This window comes from Streptomyces sp. SID12501, assembly GCF_010550245.1.
Lineage (GTDB): Bacteria > Actinomycetota > Actinomycetes > Streptomycetales > Streptomycetaceae > Streptomyces.
Genome location: NZ_JAAGLU010000014.1, coordinates 131,468 through 152,780, shown reverse-complemented (window position 1 = coordinate 152,780; position 21,313 = coordinate 131,468). Strand labels below are relative to the sequence as shown.

Annotated in this window: 18 protein-coding genes; 10 read left to right on the top strand and 8 right to left on the bottom strand. The window is 70.0% G+C overall.

Annotation, left to right across the window (positions count from 1 at the left end; genetic code table 11):
- Window positions 1–7: 7 nt before the first annotated feature.
- Window positions 8–991 carry an ACP S-malonyltransferase gene (locus G3I71_RS18780; RefSeq protein ID WP_164315949.1) on the bottom strand — a complete coding sequence of 328 codons (984 nt, stop codon included), beginning with the start codon at window positions 989–991 and terminating at the stop codon, window positions 8–10.
- A gap of 220 nt (window positions 992–1,211) precedes the next feature.
- Here G3I71_RS18780 and G3I71_RS18775 point away from each other — a divergent pair, with 220 nt between their 5' ends.
- The 4 genes from G3I71_RS18775 (at window position 1,212) to G3I71_RS18760 (ending at window position 5,904) form a co-directional block, all read left to right on the top strand.
- A complete protein-coding gene (locus G3I71_RS18775; RefSeq protein WP_164315948.1) occupies window positions 1,212–2,600 on the top strand; it encodes a hypothetical protein in 1,389 nt (462 codons plus the stop codon).
- A 163-nt stretch (window positions 2,601–2,763) separates the two neighbouring features.
- Window positions 2,764–3,900 carry a 4-hydroxy-3-methylbut-2-enyl diphosphate reductase gene (locus G3I71_RS18770; RefSeq protein ID WP_164315947.1) on the top strand — a complete coding sequence of 379 codons (1,137 nt, stop codon included), beginning with the start codon at window positions 2,764–2,766 and terminating at the stop codon, window positions 3,898–3,900.
- Between the two features lie 428 nt (window positions 3,901–4,328).
- Entirely contained in the window at window positions 4,329–4,640 is a 312-nt protein-coding gene (locus tag G3I71_RS18765; protein WP_239149211.1) for a hypothetical protein, read from the top strand.
- Window positions 4,641–5,463: 823 nt separating this feature from the next.
- Window positions 5,464–5,904: a hypothetical protein gene (locus G3I71_RS18760; RefSeq protein WP_164315946.1), complete on the top strand. Its 441-nt coding sequence runs from the start codon at window positions 5,464–5,466 to the stop codon at window positions 5,902–5,904.
- Window positions 5,905–6,633: 729 nt separating this feature from the next.
- On the opposite strand, the gene G3I71_RS18755 is transcribed toward G3I71_RS18760, so the two are convergent.
- The gene (locus G3I71_RS18755) at window positions 6,634–7,536 is read right to left on the bottom strand and encodes an LLM class flavin-dependent oxidoreductase (RefSeq protein ID WP_164315945.1); all 903 of its coding nucleotides are present in this window, start codon (window positions 7,534–7,536) and stop codon (window positions 6,634–6,636) included.
- A gap of 520 nt (window positions 7,537–8,056) precedes the next feature.
- Here G3I71_RS18755 and G3I71_RS18750 point away from each other — a divergent pair.
- The 6 genes from G3I71_RS18750 (at window position 8,057) to G3I71_RS18725 (ending at window position 13,270) form a co-directional block, all read left to right on the top strand.
- Window positions 8,057–8,455: a PepSY domain-containing protein gene (locus G3I71_RS18750; RefSeq protein WP_164315944.1), complete on the top strand. Its 399-nt coding sequence runs from the start codon at window positions 8,057–8,059 to the stop codon at window positions 8,453–8,455.
- 29 nt (window positions 8,456–8,484) lie between these two features.
- Complete coding sequence (locus G3I71_RS18745) at window positions 8,485–9,147, top strand: hypothetical protein (protein ID WP_164315943.1); 663 nt, start codon at window positions 8,485–8,487, stop codon at window positions 9,145–9,147.
- Between the two features lie 197 nt (window positions 9,148–9,344).
- Entirely contained in the window at window positions 9,345–10,076 is a 732-nt protein-coding gene (locus G3I71_RS18740) for a response regulator transcription factor (RefSeq protein ID WP_164316028.1), read from the top strand.
- Complete coding sequence (locus G3I71_RS18735; RefSeq protein ID WP_164315942.1) at window positions 10,073–11,494, top strand: HAMP domain-containing sensor histidine kinase; 1,422 nt, start codon at window positions 10,073–10,075, stop codon at window positions 11,492–11,494. The genes G3I71_RS18740 and G3I71_RS18735 overlap by 4 nt, the downstream gene beginning before the upstream one ends.
- 229 nt (window positions 11,495–11,723) lie before the next feature.
- Window positions 11,724–12,077, top strand: a complete 354-nt coding sequence (locus tag G3I71_RS18730; RefSeq protein WP_164315941.1) for a CrcB family protein — start codon at window positions 11,724–11,726, stop codon at window positions 12,075–12,077.
- Entirely contained in the window at window positions 12,074–13,270 is a 1,197-nt protein-coding gene (locus G3I71_RS18725; protein WP_343242997.1) for an MFS transporter, read from the top strand. The genes G3I71_RS18730 and G3I71_RS18725 overlap by 4 nt, the downstream gene beginning before the upstream one ends.
- A gap of 262 nt (window positions 13,271–13,532) precedes the next feature.
- On the opposite strand, the gene G3I71_RS18720 is transcribed toward G3I71_RS18725, so the two are convergent.
- From G3I71_RS18720 to G3I71_RS18695, 6 genes are all read right to left on the bottom strand, one after another.
- The gene (locus G3I71_RS18720; RefSeq protein ID WP_164315940.1) at window positions 13,533–14,510 is read right to left on the bottom strand and encodes a thiopeptide-type bacteriocin biosynthesis protein; all 978 of its coding nucleotides are present in this window, start codon (window positions 14,508–14,510) and stop codon (window positions 13,533–13,535) included.
- A gap of 24 nt (window positions 14,511–14,534) precedes the next feature.
- Window positions 14,535–15,686 carry a lanthionine synthetase C family protein gene (locus G3I71_RS18715; RefSeq protein ID WP_164315939.1) on the bottom strand — a complete coding sequence of 384 codons (1,152 nt, stop codon included), beginning with the start codon at window positions 15,684–15,686 and terminating at the stop codon, window positions 14,535–14,537.
- Window positions 15,683–18,754 (bottom strand): lantibiotic dehydratase, encoded by a 3,072-nt coding sequence (locus G3I71_RS18710; RefSeq protein ID WP_239149210.1) that lies wholly within the window; start codon window positions 18,752–18,754, stop codon window positions 15,683–15,685. The genes G3I71_RS18715 and G3I71_RS18710 overlap by 4 nt, the downstream gene beginning before the upstream one ends.
- Window positions 18,755–18,832: 78 nt before the next feature.
- Complete coding sequence (locus tag G3I71_RS18705) at window positions 18,833–19,024, bottom strand: FxLD family lanthipeptide (protein ID WP_164315938.1); 192 nt, start codon at window positions 19,022–19,024, stop codon at window positions 18,833–18,835.
- 67 nt (window positions 19,025–19,091) lie between these two features.
- Window positions 19,092–20,321 (bottom strand): methyltransferase, FxLD system, encoded by a 1,230-nt coding sequence (gene fxlM / locus G3I71_RS18700; protein ID WP_203730704.1) that lies wholly within the window; start codon window positions 20,319–20,321, stop codon window positions 19,092–19,094.
- 49 nt (window positions 20,322–20,370) lie between these two features.
- The gene (locus tag G3I71_RS18695) at window positions 20,371–20,793 is read right to left on the bottom strand and encodes an ATP-binding protein (protein ID WP_164315936.1); all 423 of its coding nucleotides are present in this window, start codon (window positions 20,791–20,793) and stop codon (window positions 20,371–20,373) included.
- Window positions 20,794–21,313: the final 520 nt, after the last annotated feature.

Here is a 21,313-nt window from a genome sequence, read left to right as displayed (position 1 = left end):
GCGGGGGTCACCAGGGGAAGTCGGTTTCGGCGAGAGGCGCGTGGACGGGTGGTGCGGTGTCCGCGGACAGCACCCGGCGGGCGCTGGAGGCCAGGGCGTCCCCCGTACCCGCTTCGAAGAGGACGTCCGGACGATGCCGGGCCGCCTGGCGCAGTACAGCGGGCACGGCGGCGGGCCTTACCAGGCAGTCGGCCAGGCGCCGCGCCAGGTCGTCGTCCGGACGGTAGCGCCGTCCGGCGACGGCGGAGTACACGGGGAAGCGGGCCTCGGACCAGGTGCGGGCGCGCAGCGACGCGGCGAACACCTCGGCCTGGGAGGCGAACGACGGATGGTGGGAGGAGAACGGCAGGCGCAGCCGCGCGCTTGCCACGTCCGAGTCCGCAGCAGTCTTCTCGACACGTACCAGGTCCGGCACGGGGCCCGCGACCACCACCGACCGGTCGTCGTTGACCACGGCCACCCTCGCGTCCGCCGCTCCGGCCTGTTCCAGCAGACGGCGAGCGGACGGTTCGGGACAGGAGAGGAGGGTCAGTCCGCCGGGACAGGAGGCGAGCACGAGCGAGAGGTCGTGGGCCGCGCGTGCGCCGTCGTGGATGGTGAGAACTCCGGCGGCGGTCAGCGCGGCGATCTCGCCGAAGCTCACTCCGACGACGGCAGACGGCGCTCCGTAGGCGTCGCACAACGCCTGGTGCACCGCCACCGAGGCGCCGAACAGGGCGAGTTGGGTGGCTCCCGTGGCCGCCTGCGCCAGATCCCGCCCGCTGGGCGGATTCGCCCCCAGCAACCACGGACCGAGCGGCGGCAGACCGAGCCCGACCGCGATGTCGTCGATCTCCTGGAAGACCTGACGGACGGCGGCGAGCACGCCGCCGTCGGCACGGGCAGCGCGTACCAAAGAGCTGACGGAGAAGTCCCCTTGTCCTGGGAACAGATGGACGGAACGCCGCCAGTCGGACGGACGATCCGGTCTGCGCGCGGGGCTGATGTGCATCTCACCCTTCCGTTCGGACAGGTCGCCTGTGCACAAGGGGCGTACGGCTGCAACGTGTGCTCGGCCAGTGCGCACTGTGCACGGCCGCCAGTGGAGCCACACCCTGAGCGTGCCTGACCGAAAGCGCTTCCAGCGCCCATGCGGGAGGCAAACCCGTTGAACACGTGCGGGCGTTGAACGCCCGTACTGACGAACCGCCGAGCGGGACAGAAAGAGGAGCGTGCGATCGCCCCGTACACCGAACCAGGCCCTGCGCTTCCTCCTGGCCGAGGCCGGGTGGACCGGGGCCCGCCTGGCACGCCAGGTCAACACGCTCGGCGCCGCCCAGGGAACCCCACGTCACTACGACCGCACCACGGTCGCGCACTGGCTGGCCGGCAGCCGCCCGCGCGCACCCGTACCCGGCCTCGTCGCGGAAGCCCTCTCCCGGCACCTCGGCAGACCCGTCCGAGTGGAGGACACTGGGCTGCTCGGCCCCGGGCAGTGGGACCACGGCGTCGAATCGCCACCGGGTGAAGGGAGTGCCGTGGAACGCCTCGACCGGATACTGCGCGACACCGGCCGGCGAAGCGTCGCACTCGTCGGCGCCTACTCGCTGGCGGCGCTGGCCGTACCGCACGGACCGTCCTTCGCCGCGAAACCACGGACCTCCACAGCCACTCCGGCGCCTCGCGTCGACATGGCCCACGTGGCCTCCGCCAGGGAACTGCTCGGCCTCTACTCCCGGGCTGACGCCTCCTTCGGGGCCGGACCGGTACGCGAACCGCTGCGCCAGTACCTCTCGACGACGCTGCTCCCGTGGCTCCGCTGCGACATGAAACCCGCCGTCCGACGCGAGCTGCTCACGGTGGCCGCGCAGCTCACCTACCTCTGCGCGTTCACCCACTTCGACATGAACCGCCACGCCGCCGCGCAACGCTTCTACCTCACCAGCATCGAACTCGCCCGCGAAGCGGGCGACCCGGTCGGACACGCGCTCGGCCTGCGCGGACTGAGCGTGCAGGCCCACGCACTGGGGCACTTCGCCGAAGCCCAACGCCTGGCCGAAGCCGCTGTACGTACCGGCGCACGTCACGTCCCGCCACACCAACAGGCTTTCTTCCTAGGCCAGTTGGCCGTCACCAAGGCGGGTCTGGGCGACACCCGTGCCACCCGCATGCTGGCCACGGCCGAACGCTGCCTGGAAAGGTCGTCGAGCGGTGTCTCACCGGTCGGAGCCTTCCATCACGGCTCCCTGGCTCTTCAGCACGCTGCCGTGGCCAGGAGCATGAGTGACAACCGCGCGGCTGCCCGGGCGCTCGACCTGTCATTACGGTGTCGTCCGGCCGACGAACGAAGGTCCGGTGCCCTCGGCCTCGCCGAACTGGCCGCGGTCCAGCTGGCGGCCGGCCGCCTCGAACAGGCGTGCCGGACCTGGCGCGACTTCCTCGATGTACACCCCCACATACACAGTGCTCGCGCCGACGACCGGCTGCGCGCCCTGACCGCTGAACTCCGTCCCCACGCCGCGCACCCCGCCGCCGCGGCACTCCTCGCACGAACTCGCGAGATGCGCCCTGGCGCCGGCCGTGACAGTGACCGCGCGCGCCGCCCCCGAAACGTTCCCTGAGAGAGCCGCGCATGGCCCCGCTTCCCTCTGCTCACACTGCCCCGACAGGGTGAAATCGGAGTCCAAGGTGGAAAAGAGGTAATTCGTGCCTGTTGGATGGTGGTGCGGCCATCTCTTTTCCCACTTTCCCCCTACGCCCATTCCTGCGACCCCCACCAGGAAGATGAACCGAAGCGTCCTCTCCGAAGTACTTCACTCCACCACCCTGCACGTCGCTCCGGGCGCGCTCGCAGTGGCCAGATCCTTCAGGCACCCCACACGCGGCATGGTCGACTGTCCTGCGCACCACCTGCTCGCCGCGCACGCCCGGCGAGCGGGCCTCGTCGCCGACAGCCTCTCCTTATCGGACACGGACCTGGGCGATGCCCTCCCGGAGGCGCCGACCACTGTCTTCACCGTCTCCTACGAGAAACCGGAAGGCGGACATCGCGGGCTCGCCCTCGCGGTGCGCAGCAACGACCCCGCCGCGATCGCCTTCGCACGCCGACAGATCGAGTCCTGGCAACCCGTACTGCGCACACGCCGGGTACTTTATGTAGTCGCTCCGACGGTCGGGGGCACTGCCGACGGCCCTCGGACGGCGGGTCACCCGGTGCCGTCGCAGACAACCGACGGCCCCCGCAGCCCATGGCAGCCGTGCGGCTGCCCCGCCGGCGCCTCGTGCCCTGCGACCGGAAACGCGCAGCGCGCCCTGCGCCGGTTCCTGGACCGGGGAGCTGAGGTGGTCGTCGTGGGAGCACCGGTCGCCGGTACCGGGACATGGCCGGCGCAGGCCCTCGGGGCAAGCGCGGTCCTGGTGCGGACCCCGCAGGAAGCGGAGCTCCTCACCGTCACCGACCCTGACCGCCTCGCATTCGCCGTCACCCCCGGTGCCGCCGTGTCCGAAGTGGCGGAGATCCTGCACGTGCTGCGACGACGCTGTCCCCGTCTGCGGGGCCAGCACCCGCGGGAGTGGTGCTACACCATGGACGATCTGCGCACGGTCGTCGCTTCGGCACTGACCCAGTCCGACACGCTGCTGGTCACCGGCGAGGAATCCGCACCCGCAGTCAGGACCGCGATCACGCAGGCCGCTCGGGCAGGGGTACGAGTCCGCGACGTGACCGAGCTGGCGAATCTGCGCCCAGACGACATCGACGGCGCGACGATCACCCTGCTGGACGCGACACCGGACGGACGGGGCCGACGGGAGGTCGGCCAAGCCCTCAACGGTCTGGGGCCGGCAAGCCATGTCCGCCGCGAGGTGCGCTCCTACCCCGAGCCGTCACACGACGCTGCCCAGAGCATTGCCGCGAGATGATCCGCGCGCGGCCGACCGGGTACCGGTCGGCCGCGGGCCTGTCCAGACATACCGCCGATCAACCCGGACGGCAAGGCAAGCATCGTGTGAGGACCGTCCCGATGAGGTTCGGGGCGGGACGGCGTACTTCCATGGCGTGAAAGGTATTGACCCAAATGAGTGACGCATTGATCTCGACGTCACGGAACCTGTCAACTTGGGTTCGTGAACGCCTCATCCACTCAGGGTTTCAGCCCACGGGGTGCGTCGGATCCGCGGTGCCAGCGGCAGCGGACCGAACTCCCCTCAAGTGAGCGCTGTACGACTGCGGCGCAGTTCGAGATCGCTCGGCACATCGACTTCCCGCTGATCGTGTGCGCGGAGCACCTCGGTCCAGCGCTTTTGACAGCTCCCAACGTCCTGTGGCCGCCCAGCATCACGTTGCTGAGATGACTTCCGTCGCGTGCGGCGGCGGATCGGACTCGGGTGATTCCGCCGCCGGCGCGAGTGGTACGCAGGCCGCTGCTCCCGCCCAGGACGGAGCCGCGGAAGCGGGAGGCGGCGACCCGGTGGAGACGCCGCTGACCGGCGAGGCGAAGGAGAAGGCCGAGGCGGCGGCGCTGGCGGCCTACCCGGGCACGGTGGTCAAGTCCGAGGAGGACGCGGAGAACCCCGGCATGTACGCGGTGGAGATCACAGGAAGACCGACGACAGCGAGGTCGAGGACTTCCGCCGCGATCACACGGGGACAGAACACATAGCAGGATACGGCGCAAGGGTCCAGCCGGTGCGCGACGCGTAGGAAGAACTGCGCAAGACCGCGAGCCTGCTCGGCGACTTCATCCGCGTGTAGAGGAAGACCACGGCCCCGCAGTGAAGGAAGTACTCACATCAGCATTGCGGGCGTCAACGCGGCCTGGTGACAGAGCCGTTGGGGATGTTGTGATGACCCTTGGTAGCCTCTCACCGCCTACGTGTCCCCGTGACGGTGAGAGGTCGCGTCACCTCTTGGTCCTGAAACCGGCGAGATGGGCAACTGGGCTACGGCCGGAAGGAACAGCAAGGGCCAGACGGAGTCGCTCGCGGCGGCGAACGCGGGACCGGTCCGGGTGGATCGCTACAACCATGTGCCCTCGCATGATCGGGCTGGCGTGCCGACACGATGCCCCCTCCGCGGGGCAGGTATGCGCCAAGCATTCGAAATTCACCCGTTCGAGCATTCGCCTTGATGGCACGACCCCGCAGGGTGCTACCACAGGCAGATGCAGAAACGGAGTGAAGTCTCCCGGAGTGATGACTGCGGGGCCATAGCGTGCATCGTTCGCGCGGTCCGCGCGGGCGACGACCAGCTCGTCGGAGTGCTCCTGCGCCGGTTCGCGCAGCATGCGGAGATCGAAGCCCTTTTCCGGCTCCGGGATGCACTCGACAGTGACGACGGTCCGCCTCCGTGGCCATCGGCTCCGGCCGGTGGCAGCAGAATCGATCGTCCGGAAACCATGTGTGCAACGTCCCTCGCACTCCGGTGTGACCCGCGGTGTGGGTGTGGCCGCCGTACCTCCTGAGGGCCGCCTTCGTTCACCGGATATGGACACCAACGTTTACGCCCTGATCGACCCGGAGGGCGAGTTGTACTTCCGTACCGGGGTGCCGTACGCAATGTGGAGAGATACCGATCCGCACAACGGGTCGCACTGCGGGTTCACCGTGATTGATGCACAGCACCAGACCCGTACCCGCGGGGTGCGCGGGTACGTCGGAGACGTCTCCGCGCTGTTCCCGGAAATGTACCTGCCGAACCCGATCGCTCAGCGGGTCGCCTCCGAACTCACACAGCAGCAGGCCATCGCACTGTTCGGCAAGCTGACGCTCTGCGGGTGCCGGTACGACGACGGCGAAGCCGAAGACGTGGGGCTGACCGAGCAGCAGCAGGAGGCCATCCGTGCCGCGCACAGAGTCGCACTCGCCGACACTGACCCCGCCGAGGCGGGACTGGTCGGGGGACCGTCAAGGTCACCCTCAGTTTGAGCCGGGCGATCGCAGGCGGTTGGGCGGAGGGCGGGGCGGTCGTCGATGACGATCGCACTGCCGTGCCGGGTTCCGGGACTGCGACTCCCACCGGTAGGCGTCCTTCAGGAGGGTGCAGACCGACGGTCCGTACGTGCGGGTCGCACACGGCGTCGAGGGTCTTCACCTATCGGGTCGTGCCGGTGGCGACCCGTCCGCACCAGGCCACTCGTCCTGGGCGATGCCTGGCAGCGCTGCGGCGACCTCCGATGGTGCACCATGCAGTCCGAACGGGTGCGGGCGCGGGATGGGCGGTGCCTTTCCAGCGGGGAATCGGCCATCGAGTAGGAGTCCGACATCGAGTGCCGGAACATGAGTGACGGGCCATCAGCACCGACCCGTACTCGCCCACTGCGGCGTCTTGAAGGGTGATGAGGTTGAACTACCAGAGCCGCCCACCTTCCCCAATTGGTCCGATTTTAGAAGATATGGGAAGGATGGGGAGTAGGTGCGTGCGTCACGGTGGTCAGCCTGCTCACCGCTCGGCTCTGGATGTTGAGTAGCTATGACCAGACGCTGATCTTTGAGGAGGGGAGCGTGTAAAACTTGGGAGGGGTGTTGCACCTCGTGGCTGCGCTGGATACGTGAATCCCATGTGATTCCACGGCAACTTCGCGTGCCAGGAGGCCCAACCACGATGTCAGCGAAGTGACTGCTTGGTCTTTACTGTGGCCTCTTTCCGTGCGTCCATTAGTCGAGTTGCTTGAGCGCTTCGGCAGCGATGCGCTCGAAGACGGCCTGGTCCGCAGTGAAGTCCGAGTCGGGAATCGGCCAGTGGATCACGATCTCGGTGAAGCCGAGGTCCCGGTGGCGGCCGGCGAAGTCAACGAACGCGTCCACCGACTCCAGCGGGCGGTTCCGGTCCGGGGTGAAACCGGTCAGCAGGATCTTGTTGAGCTCGGCCGCGTCCCGGCCGAGCTCCGCGCACGCCTTGTCGAGCTTGCCGACCTGGCCGCGCATCGCCTCCAGCGACTGCTCGGGGGTCCCCGTCTCGTACAGCTTCGGGTCGCCTGTAGTCACCCACGCCTCCCCGTACCGGGCGGCGAGCCGCATTCCGCGCGGGCCGGTCGCCGCCACTGCGAAGGGCAACCGGGGCTGCTGCACACAGCCGGGGATGTTCCGGGCCTCTTCGGCCGCGTAGTAGAGGCCCCGCTCTGTCACGGCGCCCTCGGTGAGTAGCCTGTCGAGCAGCGGCAGGAACTCGCCGAACCGGTCCGCCCGCTCCCTCGGCGTCCACGCCTCCTGACCCAGCACGGTGGCATCGAAGCCATTGCCACCAGCACCGATGCCGAGTGTGATCCGGCCTCCGGAGATGTCGTCGAGCGAGATCAGCTCCTTGGCCAGCGTCACGGGATGCCTGAAGTTTGGCGACGTGACGAGGGTGCCCAAACGCATCTGCTCCGTGACGCCCGCTGCGGCCGTCAGCGTCGGGATCGCGCCGAACCACGGGCCGTCCCGGAACGAACGCCAGGAAAGGTGGTCATAGGTGTACGCCGTGCGAAACCCCAGCTCCTCCGCGCGCTGCCACGCGGTACGGCCTCCCTCATGCCAGCGGCGGTACGGAAGGATCACTGTGCTCAGGCGCAAGCTCATGTCTCAGAGCCTACGGCGATGCTCGGCCAGTCTGAGACACACAGGGCTCGGCGCAGATCCTGGGCCTGACCTCGGGGGAACCTGGGTGGCTCCCTCCTGCAGGGACGCCTCAACACGCTTTCCAAGTCTTCGTCCGGGGGTTCGGTGGAGGCAAGGGTGTTCTGCCCTGGGGTGGAGTGGAGTCTCGGACAGGGGATGGCCGGTGCTGGACGCGGGTGAACGAGACCAAAACTGAGACCAGAGCTCGGTCAGTTATTGCTGGTCAGCGCGGATTTATGGTCCCGCTGCGCACGGCTGTCAGTGCAGGGTCTGCTTTGCGGCTGGCGTGATTCGAGGGTGGACCGCAGCGAAGGTCAAAGGCGGAGTGCCGAAGGCGGTGGCGAAAGATTGGTCGTTTGCTGGTCTGCTGCTGTCGGTTCTCTGGGCTTGCTCTCGACGGCGTGTTCCTAGGGTCGTTGACGTTCCCCCGGAAGTCCGGCCCCGCCGGACTCCGCACCCCGTACCGCTCTGGAGACACCTGATGCGTGCAATGCCCCGTCGTGCCCTGGCCGTCGTTCCCTCCGCCGTGCTGATGTTCGCGCTCGTCGCGTGCGGCGGCGGATCGGACTCGGGTGATTCCGCCGCCGGCGCGAGTGGTACGCAGGCCGCTGCTCCCGCCCAGGGCGGAGCCGCGGAAGCGGGAGGCGGTGACCCGGTGGAGACGCCGCTGACCGGTGAGGCGAAGGAGAAGGCCGAGGCGGCGGCGCTGGCGGCCTACCCGGGCACGGTGGTCAAGTCCGAGGAGGACGCGGAGAACCCCGGCATGTACGCGGTGGAGGTCAAGAAGGCTGACGGCAGTGAGGTCGAGGTCTACCTCGACCCGAAGACGTACAAGGTCGTCAAGACCAAGGACGAGGCGGCCGACGACGACGGCAGCTGATCCCTGGCCGGTCCGGAGGAAGGAGCGCCATGCCCACCGACCCCGCACACCCCGCGCCGGCCCAGCGGCCGGACCCCGAGGCCACGGCGGTACTCGCCGCCGCCTCCCTCGACCCGGCTGAGGGCGGCTACGGGGACCGCTACGGGGAGGACGCTTTCGACTATCCCGAGCATCACTCTCCCGCCCCGGCGCAGTCGTGGGCGGCGGCGGGTGAACAGCCGGCCGGGTACGCCTCGACAGCGGACCCCGCTGATGAGGAGTCGGCAAGCGGGGACGTGGGGCAGCGGCGCGCGGGCGGAGACCGCTCACGCCCGGCGGGCCGGGGGCGGCAGGTGGCCGCCCGGCGCAGGCCGGCCCTGATGGTCGCCGCCGCGCTGGTGGTCATGGGTGGCTTCGGCGTCGCTCTTTCGATGGTGAGTGACACGCTCTCCTCCGATGCGGTGCCCAGCGGCTCCAGCGGTACCGCACAGGTTTCCGCGCCGAAGTCGCCCACCGAGCCGTCTCCTTCGCCGGATGCCACGGCCTCCCCCTCGCCCCCCGCCGCTGGTGGAGCCGGCGGAGCCGGTGTGTCTGCTGCGCCGAGCCCGACCGGCCTCCTGCCCAGCGCCCGTGAGCAGCACGGCGACGAGCGCGGAGACGACGGACGGGAGGAACACGACCGCGAGGACGGCGGCCGCGCCGACGACGACTGACATCCCTCCTCGGCGTCCGGTGCTGTCGCTGCCCCGCTACCGCCGCCCGGCCGGTCCCTCACTCCCGCTCGACCGGCCGGGCGGCTTCCCCTTGGCGTTGCTGTCGCGGTCGCGTCGCATCATCCGTTTCCCCAGGTCCCAGGCGGGTTCTCGTGAACACCCCAACCCCCGTGGCACAGCTGTGCGAGCCTTTCGGCATGCGGCTGCTGCTGATAGAAGACGACGACCGGATCGCCGGGCCACTCACCGAGGGGCTGGGCCGCTACGGCTTCACCGTGGACCGGGCGCGCACCGGCGCCGCCGGACTCGCGGACGCCGCCGACACCCCGGATCTGGTCCTGCTCGACCTCGGGCTGCCGGACATGGACGGTCTCGACGTGTGCCGCAGCCTGCGGGCCCGCTCGGCCATCCCGATCATCATGATCACTGCCCGGGGCGAGGAGGCCGACCGGGTGGCGGGGCTGGAGCTCGGCGCGGACGACTACATGGCCAAGCCGTTCGGCGTACGGGAGTTGGTGGCCCGTATCCGCGCGGTCACCCGCCGCACCGGCGCCCTGCCCGCTGTCCCGGCGGGACCGGACGCGACCTCCGCGATACCCGCGGCGGCCCCCGCACCCCAGCAGCTCGGCCCGTTGCAGATCGACCGGCGCACCCGCCAGGTCCGTGTCGGCGGACGCGAAGTGGCCCTGTCCCCGAGGGAGTTCGACCTGCTCGCCTACCTCGCCCAGGATCCTGGCGCCGTGCACTCCCGTCAGCAGATCATGGACGCGGTGTGGGACCCGCACTTCTTCGGCCCCACCAAGACCCTCGACGCCCATGTCGCCGCCCTGCGCCGCAAGCTCGGCGATCCGGGCTGGGTGACGACCGCGCGCGGCGTCGGCTTCCGCCTGACCGTGCCCGGCGATCCGCCGCCCGAGGCCGTCCGATGACCCGGCGCCTGCTGTACAGCTATCTCGGCCTGGCCCTGCTGGTGCTGGCCGGCCTGGAGATCCCGCTCGGCTACCTCTACGCCCGCGGAGAGACCGCCCGCTTCGCCCAGAGCGTCGAGCGGGACGCGACGATGCTCGCCGAGGTCACCGAGGAGAACATCGAAGAGGGCAACACCGCCGACCTGCCCACCCTGATCGGCGACTACACCGCCCGCACCGGCGGCCAGGTCATCGTGGTCGACCGCACAGGCGTGGTGCTGGCCGCCTCCGGCTCATCCGTCCCGGCCGGCACGAACCTGTCCGCCGAGCCGGACATCGCCACCGCCCTGAACAACCAGCCCACCACCGGCACCCGCACCGCCACCGACGGCGCAGAGGCGCTCTACGCCACCCAGCCCGGCGCCTCCGGCACCACGATCCGCGGCGCGCTGCGCCTGGCGTACCCGATGACGATGGTCACCGACCGCATCCACACCATCTGGCTCGCCCTCGCACTGGCCGGGGCCTGCGTCCTGGCCGCGGTCGCCCTGGTCGCCTTCACCCTGGCGCGCTGGATCACCCGCCCGCTGCGCACCCTGCACCGCGCCACCACCCAGCTCGCCGACGGCCGCCTGACCAACCCGCCCGACGCCACCAGCGGCCCGCCCGAACTGCGCGAACTGGCCACCTCCTTCACCCACACCGCCACCCGCCTGCAACAACTCCTGGACGCCCAGCAGGCGTTCGCCGGCGAAGCATCCCACCAGCTCAAGACCCCGCTGACCGCGCTGCGCCTGCGGCTGGAGAACTTCGAGCCCTACCTCGACCCGCGCGCCCACGACAGCCTCGACGAAACCATCGGCGAGGTCGAACGACTCGGCCGGATGGTGCACGGACTGCTCGCCCTGGCACGCCTGGAGAACTCGGCCACCACACCGGAACCGACCGACCTGGACGCCGTACTGGCCGAGCGCGCCGCGATGTGGGAGTCCCTCGCCGCCGAACAGGACGTCGCCGTCACCGTCACCGGCACGACAGCAGGCAGCGTCTGGGCGATCCCGGGGGCCTTGGATCAGGTCATCGACAACCTGGTCGCCAACGCGCTCCGCGTCTCCCCACCCGGCACCACCCTCACCCTCGCCCGAACCCCCGGCGCCGAACTGCACGTCATCGACCAGGGCCCCGGCCTGCCACCGGCCGACCGGGAACGGGCCTTCGACCGGTTCTGGCGCGCCTCGGACTCCCACCACGACGGCACCGGACTCGGCCTGCCCATCGTCCGCCACCTGGTCCGCGCCTCCGGCGGAGAAATCACCCTCCACCCTGCCCCCGGCGGCGGCCTGGACGCCCGCGTCCGCCTGCGCCCCGTGACCGGCGGACGGAGGCGGGCCGGGGACGAGGCGCCACGGCCGACACGAGCTACGGCTACGGCGCGCTGAACAGGCCGAGCCGTCCCAGGACCTCGTGAGCCTGGTCCACGACGCGGACACCACCGCGCGGCACGGCGGGCCCCCACGTTAGGCTGACTGCCAGCAGTGATCTGTGATGACTGCGCGGCGGTGGGGCTCGCCGTACCCGAACCGCGGCATCGGTGCCGCCAACAGTCCCTACTTGCGATGGTGTGCGCCCGCGTGCGTGCGGGCCCCGGCGAGTAGGAGACGTACGTTCATGACAGTCCCCAAGTCCCAGACGGTGGACGAACCCACGGACCCCGACGTCGATCTGCACGTGCCCGCCCAGCGGCAGCAGTCCTGGCGGGCACAGGGACCGATCGTGGCGGTGGTGGCGCTCGGCGGAGCAATCGGGGCCTCCGCCCGGTACGGGGCCTCGCACGTGCAGCTGCTGCTGGGCACCGGGCTGTGCGGGGCGCTGACGACGTACTCGACGTTCTCCTACGAGACGCTGCGGCTGGCCGAGGACGGGGCGCGGTTCTTCGCCGCCGCCAATGTGATCGCGAGCGTGGTGGCCGGACTGGGCGCGGTGTTCGTCGGGGTCGCCTTCGCCGAGGCGCTGTGGGCGTGACCAAGGATTCCGCCCGCCAGTCGACCCGGATGGGGCCCTGGCGGTTCGTCGTCTGGTTCGGCACGGTCAGCCTGCTCGCGGACTTCGTGTACGAGGGCGCCCGCTCCATCACCGGCCCCCTGCTGGCCTCACTCGGCGCGTCGGCGCTGGTGGTGGGCGTGGTGACGGGCGCGGGCGAGGCGGCGGCCCTGGGCCTGCGACTGGTGTCGGGACCGCTGGCGGACCGTACCCGCCGCTTCTGGGGTCTGGCGATCGCCGGGTACGCACTGACGGTGGTCTCCGTACCCCTGCTCGGCGTCGTAGGCGTGCTCTGGGCGGCGTGCGCGCTGGTGATCGCCGAACGTGTGGGCAAAGCGGTGCGCTCGCCGGCGAAGGACACGATGCTGTCGCACGCCACCGCCGCGACCGGGCGCGGGCGCGGCTTCGCCGTGCACGAGGCGATGGACCAAATCGGCGCGCTGATCGGACCGCTCGTCGTGGCCGGCATGCTCGCGATCACCGGCGGCGACTACGGGCCGGCGCTGGCCGTGCTCGCCCTCCCGGGCGTCGCGGTCCTGGGTCTGCTGGTGTGGCTGCGGGCGCGGGTGCCCGACCCCGAGGCGTACGAGCGGGAGGTGGTCACTTCCAGGGATGAGCCTGCATCGGACGGTCGTCTACCGACGGCGTTCTGGACGTATGCGGCTTTCACCGCTGCCACCACCACCGGGTTCGCCACCTTCGGCGTGCTGTCGTACCACCTGGTCGAGCGGCATCTGATGGCTGCGGCGTGGGTGCCGGTGCTCTACGCCGCTGTCATGGCCGTCGACGCCGTGGCAGCGCTCGCCACCGGCTGGCTGTATGACCGCCACGGCGCACGTGTGCTGATGGCGCTGCCGGTCCTGACCGCCGCCGTAGCGGTGCTGGCGTTCACCGACACGGTCGCGGTCGCGGTGGCCGGGTCCCTGGTGTGGGGCGCGGCCATGGGTATCCAGGAATCCACCCTGCGCGCCACGGTCGCGGACCTGGTGCCCAGCGGACGGCGGGCGACCGCATACGGCCTGTTCGCCGGTGTCGTCGGCGCGGCGAGCCTGGCCGGTGGGGCACTGACCGGCGGCCTGTACGGCTACTCGATTCCCCTGCTGATCACCGTCGTGGTCGCCATCCAAGTCCTCTCCGTGGTTCTGCTGGCCGCCACGCGAGCCACTTGGCGCTGATCACAGGAGCGTCTCGGGTTGGGGGTATGCCACCCCGGGGTACGACATCAGACTCGGCGCGTCGAAGGACTGAACTCCCGGTGCCTCATGGTCGGTTTCGAGGGATCTCCCACGCGCGAGTTTTGGTGGAGCACCGGTCAACTTCCGCCATGTCCACCGAGAGGCTGCCTTCGCCGTCGGCTACGGCTTGCTTGCACGCGTCCCGGATAGCGATCAGTTCGTACACCACGGTCGGTCCTTGAGGTGGTCTCGTCGTGACGGGCTAGCTTCCGAGGATGGCCTCCCGTGCCGCTCGTGACCAGATGGCCTGCTGACGCATGGTGAAGCCCATGCGGTTCCAGTGGAACAGGACGTGGCGGGCGAGGACACCGCGGGTGCCGAGGGCGAGTCGTCCTTCGCGGCCGGCGTCTCCGAGGGTCTGGCCGCCGTGCTTCACCGCGTCGGCCCAACCGGCGAGGGGAGCCAGCGAGTTGCCGACGGTGAGGGCGGGATCGGTGTCGGCCGCCAGGAGTTCACGCACCGTGCCGCTCATGGCGGTCACCCGCTCCGGCGGAACGTCGTCAGGGAGAGGGCGCTTGGCCTCGACGCGTGCCCACACGTCACCTTGCTCGCTCCATTCCTGTCCGGCGGCGCACAGAAACAGGGTGGTGATGATCAGCGAGGTCGCCTTGGCGTCGAGTGGGACGCTGTCTTCTGCTGCCGAACCACGTAGGTAGTCGAGAACTCCCACGCTGTCCGCATGGAACAGAGCGTGGGCGATCCTCATCCCGTCAGTGCCGCCGAAGGCAACGGTCTCGGCCTCGTACGGCGACGGCCACCAGCGTCTCACCACGCCCCACGAGACCGCGCTGTCGAGAGCCTCATGGATGGGCTCCGATGCGCACTCGCCGATCGTCTGCGGGCCGTGGACGACGCGGAGACGCCAGCAAGGGGACTTGCGGACGAACCACCAAGCACCGATGGCCCCAGCGTCGCAGGCTTCGCGTAGAGACGGGAGTAAGTAGGCGAGGAAGGTGCGTTGGGCGGTCGGGTAGTCGGTGAACTCGATGTTCACCTGCTGCCAGTCGGTGGCGGATGACCGTGCGTCAAGTGCTGTTCTTCCAGCGGCGCAGTACAGCCTGACGGTTTCGGCCAGGTGTTCCGGTGAGGAATGCAGCTGGGCAGAGACCGCCTCGATCGGGGTGCCAGCCAAGACGGCGTGGACGGCTCGTTCTGCCGTTCTGCTGTCGTGCAGGTCCACGACTTCCTCCTTTCGGGGCCTCTGTCAGGCGAGGAGCAGGCAGGCATCCCAGTCTCTGGCCGGTGCCTCGTCGGTTTCGATGCCCTGGAAGGCGAGCGCGGCTCCGGACGTGCCTTCGAGGAACCCGGCTTCCGTCGGTGTCTCGGCGGTGAGGAAACGTTCGCTGAGATGGGGCAGGAAGCTGGTGAAAACGGCTGGCTCGTCGGCGTCCTGGGCGACGCGCTGAACCACCCGCATGAGGCCGCCGATGCCGTGACAAAGGCCCCGACCGGTGAGTTGGTCGAGTTGGAGAGGGTCGGCCAGACAGTCCAGGAGCGCTCGTTCGGCCATGCGTCTGCGGTCGGCGTCGCTGAGGGCGAGGGCGGCGAGTTGCTGGGCGCGGGTGAGGCCGGGGGTGCCGTAGCACCAGGATGGTGCGGCCGGTTGCATGGGGCTCGCGGTGGTGTCGGTGATCCAGCGCGGCCATCGGGTGCCTCGGTGGTCGTCGACGCGTTTCTGGTCCAGCCAGCGGCAGATGCGCAGCATCGCCTCCTGGTGGCCGTGCACAGTGATGCCGCGCAGGTGTGCCAGTGCGAGGAGGGTTAGGGATCCGGTGATGCCGTGGGCCAGCCCGGCATTGGCGTGGCCGCCTGGGGTGGGTGCGTGGAGGTTGACGGGGCTGTGCCCCACCCACCAGCCGGGCCGTGGGCATCCGTCGGGGCCGGGGAGCGGCTCGGTCAGGCGCACGAGGTATTCCAGGACGCTTTTGAGTTCCGGTCCGTCGGGGGTGCGGCGCAGGAGGAGGGCTCCGAGGCCGGTGAGGCCGCGCAGTAGGTCGTACTCGGCGAAGCTGGTGGGTCGACCCTGATCGATACGGGTGTGGGCGGCCTCCAGGCGGCTTCGGGTGTGCGTTGCCACGATGCGGTCGAGGGCGTTGAGGGCGCCGGCGTATTGGTTGCTGTCGGCGGCGGTCAGGTGCAGGACGTACGCCATCGCGGGTGCGCCGAGGAACAGGCCCGCTTGGTCGCCGTCGATCAGTGGGCCGACGGCGGCGAGTCGACGGTGGACGGCCTGCCACGATCCACGGCCTTGGCGGGCGTGTTCGATGTGGAGCAGGGCGATACCCAGGGGGCCGTGGGCGAGGGACTGCCGGAAGGCGGTGTCCTGCTCGGGGACTGGTCTGACGCCGGTGGTCACCGTGGTGCTCCTTCGGCGCGGGCGCTCCAGGACAGGGCGGCGGTGCGGGCCAGGCGGCGGCAGACGGTCTCGTTGCCGGGATCGATACCGGCTGCCCGGTTGTGGTGCATGTGCAGCAGAGACGGCAGTACGTCGATGGGTTCGGCGCCGTGGTCGGCGAGGGCGGTGCGGTACGTCTCCAGTGCGGCGCGGCGACTGGCCCAGGCGGTGACGACGCGTTCGCCGCCTGGCAGGGCTCGCAGGGCGGCGAAGTCGCTGTCCGGGGCGGTCAGTTGTATGGCCAGTGCTTGGAGATCACGCGAGGGCATCTTGCCTTGTCCCTTGAGCAGGTACTCGGTCAGCCAGCGGCGCCCGGCCGCTGGGCTGCCGGTGAACGTGGCGGTGATGTCCGTGATGCCGGCGGCGGTGACGGCCGGCTGTAGGTGGGGAGGTAGGCCGAGCGTCTGTTGGGCGATTGCGGCGGCGGAGTCGGCGGCGAAGGCGCGCTCGGCGGCGGCCAGGGTGTCGCCGGTGCCGTAGCGGCCGGTTTCCGGTTCGTCGGTGTCCCACTGGATGCTGCGGATCAGTCCGGTGGTGCGGAGTTCCGCTGCCCAGGCTCCGACGTGCTGCGCGGCGGTGCCGAAGGCATCGGGGGCCGGCAGTCGGAGGCGCAGACGCAGGTGGGTGTCCGGATCGCTGTAGCGCGTGTACCACCACAACGGCTCGCCGCCTGCCCAGTCCTGGAACAGACCGGGCAGGTGCGTGGTCAGGATCTCCGGGGCGCGTTCGGGGTGGCAGTAGATCTTCAGGTACGCCCATGGAGAGGTGCCCGGCAGGCGCCCGCTGTCGCGCCGTACGACCGCTGTCGTTCGGGGGCGGTGGACTGCGGGTGGGAGGCTGGAGGCGAACGGCATGGTGATTTCGTGGGCGTGGCCGAGCCAGCCGTATGCCTCGGCTTCGGGGGCTTCGTGCAGTGTCGCGGTGCCGGTGCGCTCCAGCTCCATGCGCAGGAGGTGTTGGTGGGTGGGGTGGTCGAGGTCGAGGCGGAGGCGCTGGTCGTCGGAGCCGAGGAAGACGGTGCGGGTTACGCCGTAGCGGCAGCGCCAGTCGGTGAGGCGGCGTAGCCGGCCGGGACGGTCGTCGTGGCCGAGGTCGCTCAGTCGCAGGTGCCAGCAGGCGGGCGACAGGATGGTGCGGCCGGTGCGGACTTCGGGCAGGAAGGGAAGTCGGGCGGCGGCTCCCCAGGCGAAGGGGGTCAGCACGGCTGTGTGAGAGCGGTGCACCTCGGTGACGAAGCGGACCAACGGATGGGTGGCGTTGGTGAGTTCGACGGCGTTCATCACCGACGGCTCGATGAGTTTGCCGGTGGACAGCGAGGCCAGGTAGAAGCGCTTCGAGTCCGCGGTTACCGCGAGGTCGTCCAGGTCGAGCGTGGCGGCGGGGTTGTGTTCGCCCAGCGACAGCAGGTGTGGCGTGACGGCGAGGGCGCGGCTGACGTTCTGGGTACGGCGGCGCAGCGGCGGGCTGGAGACCTGTGCTCGCTCCGCGTCGGCGGTGAGCGTGGGCAGGGCCGCGTACGCGGCCGTCATGCGGTGGCGGTCGGCTGACTCCAGCATGGCCAGGAACCGGCCTGTCGTCGTGCCCGCCGCCTGAGACAGGCCCGCGACACTCAGCGCGAACTGCCCCTGCTGCAGGGCGTCCAGGGAGGTGGCAAGCACGGAGAAGCACAGCTCGACATGGGCAGGGGCCTGAGTGGCCTCGTCGACGGCGAGCGCGGCAAGATCCTCTTCCGTCAGGACCACCTCACGTACCTGGTTCGCCGCCGCGTGTTGGGCGAGGGCCAGCAGGTGTTCGTCCCGGCGGGTTGTGCCCTGGACGGGTCGCTTGAGGACGGAACCGCGGTAACCCGCCGGAAAACCGAGGCCGATGTCGGGATCAGTGAGGTCACGGACCGGGACGAGGGCGCCCATGCTGTAGCGCTCCAGGAAACGGGCGCGGTAGTCCTGCCAGGCCGGGGGCCCGGCCGGGAACGGCGAGATACGGGCCATCACTTGAAGGGCGTGTTCTGCTTCTCGGGCGACCTCGGCGGGCAGGACGACTTCGCAGTCGGGCAGCAGATTCACCACCAGGGTCTGCTCGGTGACGCCGGTCAGGGCTGTCATGCGCCGGGTGGCCTCGATGCGTAGAGCCCGCTGTTCGTCGGCCGAGGCATGGTTGTGCCGGATCAGAAGCTGATGGATCCGCCGGAGGTGCCCAGCCGTTGCTGCCTGGGGCTCGGTGCTGACGGTTGTCAGTTCGGCCAGATCTGTCAGGTCTGCCAGTTCGGCCACCAGGTGCCCGAGGGCGTCGTCACAAACCATGGGCGCCCGCAGGCTGGTGATGAGGATCTGGTGTGCGACGAGGCTATGAACCATGTCCTCGATCACCGACGTGGGCGTGTCGGGATGGCCGGCGTGCAGTTTGGCGACGATGTCGTCGACCGTGATCGGCGAACGGGCCAGTTCAAGGACTGCCTCGGCAGCGGGCGTGCGGCGCAGGGTGACCTCGGCCGGGCCGTCCTTGCCCGGCTGGTGAGGTACGGCGATCCGGGTGCCCCGGAGGACGCAGGTGGCATCGGCGATCACGGGCAGGCGCCGCAGCAGATCGCGGTTCTGCTCCAGGGCGGTGACCATCTCGGTGAGCCACTCGGCGTCCGCTCGGGCGGAAGCCCGGTGTCCGGCGCCCCATTGGACCTGGGCCTGGTTCCCGAGGCGTACGGGCGCGGGGCCTGCGAACAGGCCGAAGGGGGTTGCACGGTGCTGCATCCGCAGCAGGTAGCGCACCAGGGAGATGACCGTGCGCCGAACGGTTCGGGGCCGCTGGTCACGGCTGTTGAGCACGCTGTGCACGGCCTCGACCAGAAGAGGGCTGGCGACCTCGATGGCAGCCGCCGTGGCATCGTCCGTCCAGACCTTGCCGATCCACTCCCGCCACTGCTCCACATCGCCGGAGGAGCTGCCGTCCAGGTCAGGCCAGGGAGGCACCTGGGCCGCCAGCGGTCGGGCGGCTGCTCTGATCAGAATCGCGTCAACGGCCTTGTACATCCCCATCCCCGTGGCTCCTTCGTCCGTCGTCCTGGGCGGTGCGGGGCCGGGCCCAGGACTTCGGCCCGGCCCCGCACCGGTTGGTCAGCCTCCGATGCAGGTGCTGTTGGAACAGGCGGACTGGCAGGTCGCCCCGCAGCCGTCGCCGGTGTCGTTCAGAAGACCCGGCACGACCGGGGCGGACGCGATGGTCTCGATGTTGAGGTCGAAGTCCGTGTCGGCGGCGGTCGTGAAGTCCGTGGCGGCCTTGAGCGCGGTGTTGCCCTGCTGTGCCATCTCGAATTCCTCCCGTAGAGCTGGGTGGGATGTGCCTTGCTGCCCTGACCGGTGGGCGCTGTCGGCGCTACGGCCAGGTGATCAGGACCCGTGTGTGGGGCCGGTCGAGGACCCGGCCCTCGGGAAGCTGCCCGTCCGGCGTGGACGCCGGGTAGACCTCGATCTGTGCCCGGTCGCGGCGGTGCTCGCGGTCCCAGACCCGGATCTCCTCCACCAGGTGCTCGGCGACCTTCTGGCCCTGCGAGCCGTGGCCGATGGCGCCGAGCTCGAATCGGTCCGGGTTGTCGGTACGACGCACGGTGCGGTAGGCGAAGCTGTCCGCGTCGACGAGCGTGGGCACGCCGAGCGGCGAGGCGGAGGCGACCAGGCCGCGTTCGCGGGCAGCCGGTGTCGCGGCCAGGAGCGGCAGGTTGTCCAGGGCGGTTGTCAGCCAGAGGTCCAGGTGCTCGCTGGACTCGTCACCGGCGAGCGTCACCCCGGACCAGGCTTCGACACGAGGGCTGCGCAGGGCGGCTCGCAGCCCGTCGGCGTGGGGCTCGGGGTGGCCGTCCAGCCGCAGCCCGACCTCTTCGCCCTCGGTGTCGTGCAGGAGGACCAGGCGGACCCGGTTCTCGCCGACGCCCTGCATGGGCACGAAACCGCACAGCTCGACGCTGTCGCTCACCAGCCGGTCGCCGTGGCGGACGAGCGCGACGGTGCGGGTCATGCCGCGCATCCGCAGAGGCACGACGATACGGCCGCCGTCGACGAGTTGTTCGGTCCAGGTCGGCGGGATGTCGGCGGCCTGGACGGTGACGATGACGCGGTCGTACGGGGCGTGCTCGGCCATGCCGTACTCGCCGTCGGCGGTGATGACGCGCACCTGCTGGTCGTAGCCGGTGTCGGCCAGGAACTTCTCGGCGCGTGCGGTGACGTCGGGGTCGATGTCCACGGTGACGACGAGGCCCTCGGGGCCGACGATCTCGGCGAGGTAGGCGGCGTTGACGCCGCCGGAGCCGATCTCCAGGACCCGCATGCCGGGCCGGATGGCGGCCTGTTCGATCTGCATGGCCTGGATGCGGGCGGCGGACACCGAGCTGATGGCCACGCCGTCGGCGTCCTTCTTCGTGATCGCGGCATTCTCCGCCTGGTACACCGCCGCCATGTCATCGTCGGGGGTGGCCAGATGACGGGGGACCTTGCGGAACGCGGCCACGACGTGCGGGCTTCGGGCTGCATCGAGCGCGATCAGTTCCCGGACCATCGCGTCGCGCAACTGCTGGTCGGACGCGGGGGCTCCGTCGTCAGGGGTGGTCATGTCGGGGACGTTGTTCACAGGCTCTCTCTTTCTCGGCTACGGAGGGTTGTCACGACGCGGCCTCCAGGGGCACGGGCTGGTCGACGTGCTTGGTAGCCATGGGACTCAGTGACCAGCTGCACCACACCCACTTACCGCGACGGTTCCCCCGCCTGCGGTATCCCCAGTCGTCCGAGAACGCCTCCACCAGCGCTAACCCGCGGCCGGACTCGTCGTCGGCCGACTCGCGGCGTGGCACCGGAAGAGCGGAAGAGACATCGGCGACCTCGATGAGGACCGTCTCGTCGCGCTGCTGCAACACCATCACGATCGGCCCTGAGGTGTGCTGCAGGGCATTGGTCACGAGTTCTGACGCGACGAGCACCATGTCGTCCGCCAGGTTGTCCAGGCCCCATGCGGCCAGCGTCTCGTGCACGGTCCTGCGCGCCCTGGACACGGCTTCCGGGCTGGGCTCCAGAGGCGTCGCGACCACGCGCAGGATGCGGCCGACTGACGGCCGCGATTCGGTGGCCGTCATCATTCCCACCCGCGCGATACATCCTGGCCTCGCCGTACGGTCCCCGTGCTGTTGCTGAAACGGCTGACCGAGGCGCAATCGGCGCCCTCACCGGCCGGAGTCGCCCACGGCTGCACGGACAGAGTGGTGGGACAGGCCCGGCCACCCGGACGTAGGGGAAGCGGCCGTCTGTCCTGGAGGGCCAGTGGAGGGCTTTCCTGCATCGCGGCGAGGCTCCTTGGGAAGGAACGGACAAGACCGAGCGGGATCTCAACCACCGTGTACGTTGCCGGTGATGACTCCTCGCACTCGGTGACGGCGACCAGAGTGGGCCTGATGTGGATCTCACCGCCATGGCCCAGCAGATAGCGTCCGGCGCTCTTCCGGGTGACAGACGTCGCGCGCGGGTAGCGTCGAAGTGTCGTCTGAGCCAAGGGTGTTGCGTGCGGAGCAGGTGACGGGATCCCCTGCATGCGAGGGAGCCGCAGGCCCAGGG

Excerpts from the sequence above, each read along its gene's own strand:
- G3I71_RS18780 (WP_164315949.1), bottom strand. The coding sequence starts at position 991 with ATGCACATCAGCCCCGCGCGCAGACCGGATCGTCCGTCCGACTGGCGG.
- G3I71_RS18770 (WP_164315947.1), top strand. The coding sequence starts at position 2,764 with ATGAACCGAAGCGTCCTCTCCGAAGTACTTCACTCCACCACCCTGCAC.
- G3I71_RS18765 (WP_239149211.1), top strand. The coding sequence starts at position 4,329 with ATGACTTCCGTCGCGTGCGGCGGCGGATCGGACTCGGGTGATTCCGCC.
- G3I71_RS18760 (WP_164315946.1), top strand. The coding sequence starts at position 5,464 with ATGGACACCAACGTTTACGCCCTGATCGACCCGGAGGGCGAGTTGTAC.
- G3I71_RS18755 (WP_164315945.1), bottom strand. The coding sequence starts at position 7,536 with ATGAGCTTGCGCCTGAGCACAGTGATCCTTCCGTACCGCCGCTGGCAT.
- G3I71_RS18750 (WP_164315944.1), top strand. The coding sequence starts at position 8,057 with ATGCGTGCAATGCCCCGTCGTGCCCTGGCCGTCGTTCCCTCCGCCGTG.
- G3I71_RS18745 (WP_164315943.1), top strand. The coding sequence starts at position 8,485 with ATGCCCACCGACCCCGCACACCCCGCGCCGGCCCAGCGGCCGGACCCC.
- G3I71_RS18740 (WP_164316028.1), top strand. The coding sequence starts at position 9,345 with ATGCGGCTGCTGCTGATAGAAGACGACGACCGGATCGCCGGGCCACTC.
- G3I71_RS18735 (WP_164315942.1), top strand. The coding sequence starts at position 10,073 with ATGACCCGGCGCCTGCTGTACAGCTATCTCGGCCTGGCCCTGCTGGTG.
- G3I71_RS18730 (WP_164315941.1), top strand. The coding sequence starts at position 11,724 with ATGACAGTCCCCAAGTCCCAGACGGTGGACGAACCCACGGACCCCGAC.
- G3I71_RS18710 (WP_239149210.1), bottom strand. The coding sequence starts at position 18,754 with ATGGGGATGTACAAGGCCGTTGACGCGATTCTGATCAGAGCAGCCGCC.
- G3I71_RS18705 (WP_164315938.1), bottom strand. The coding sequence starts at position 19,024 with ATGGCACAGCAGGGCAACACCGCGCTCAAGGCCGCCACGGACTTCACG.
- fxlM (WP_203730704.1), bottom strand. The coding sequence starts at position 20,321 with ATGACCACCCCTGACGACGGAGCCCCCGCGTCCGACCAGCAGTTGCGC.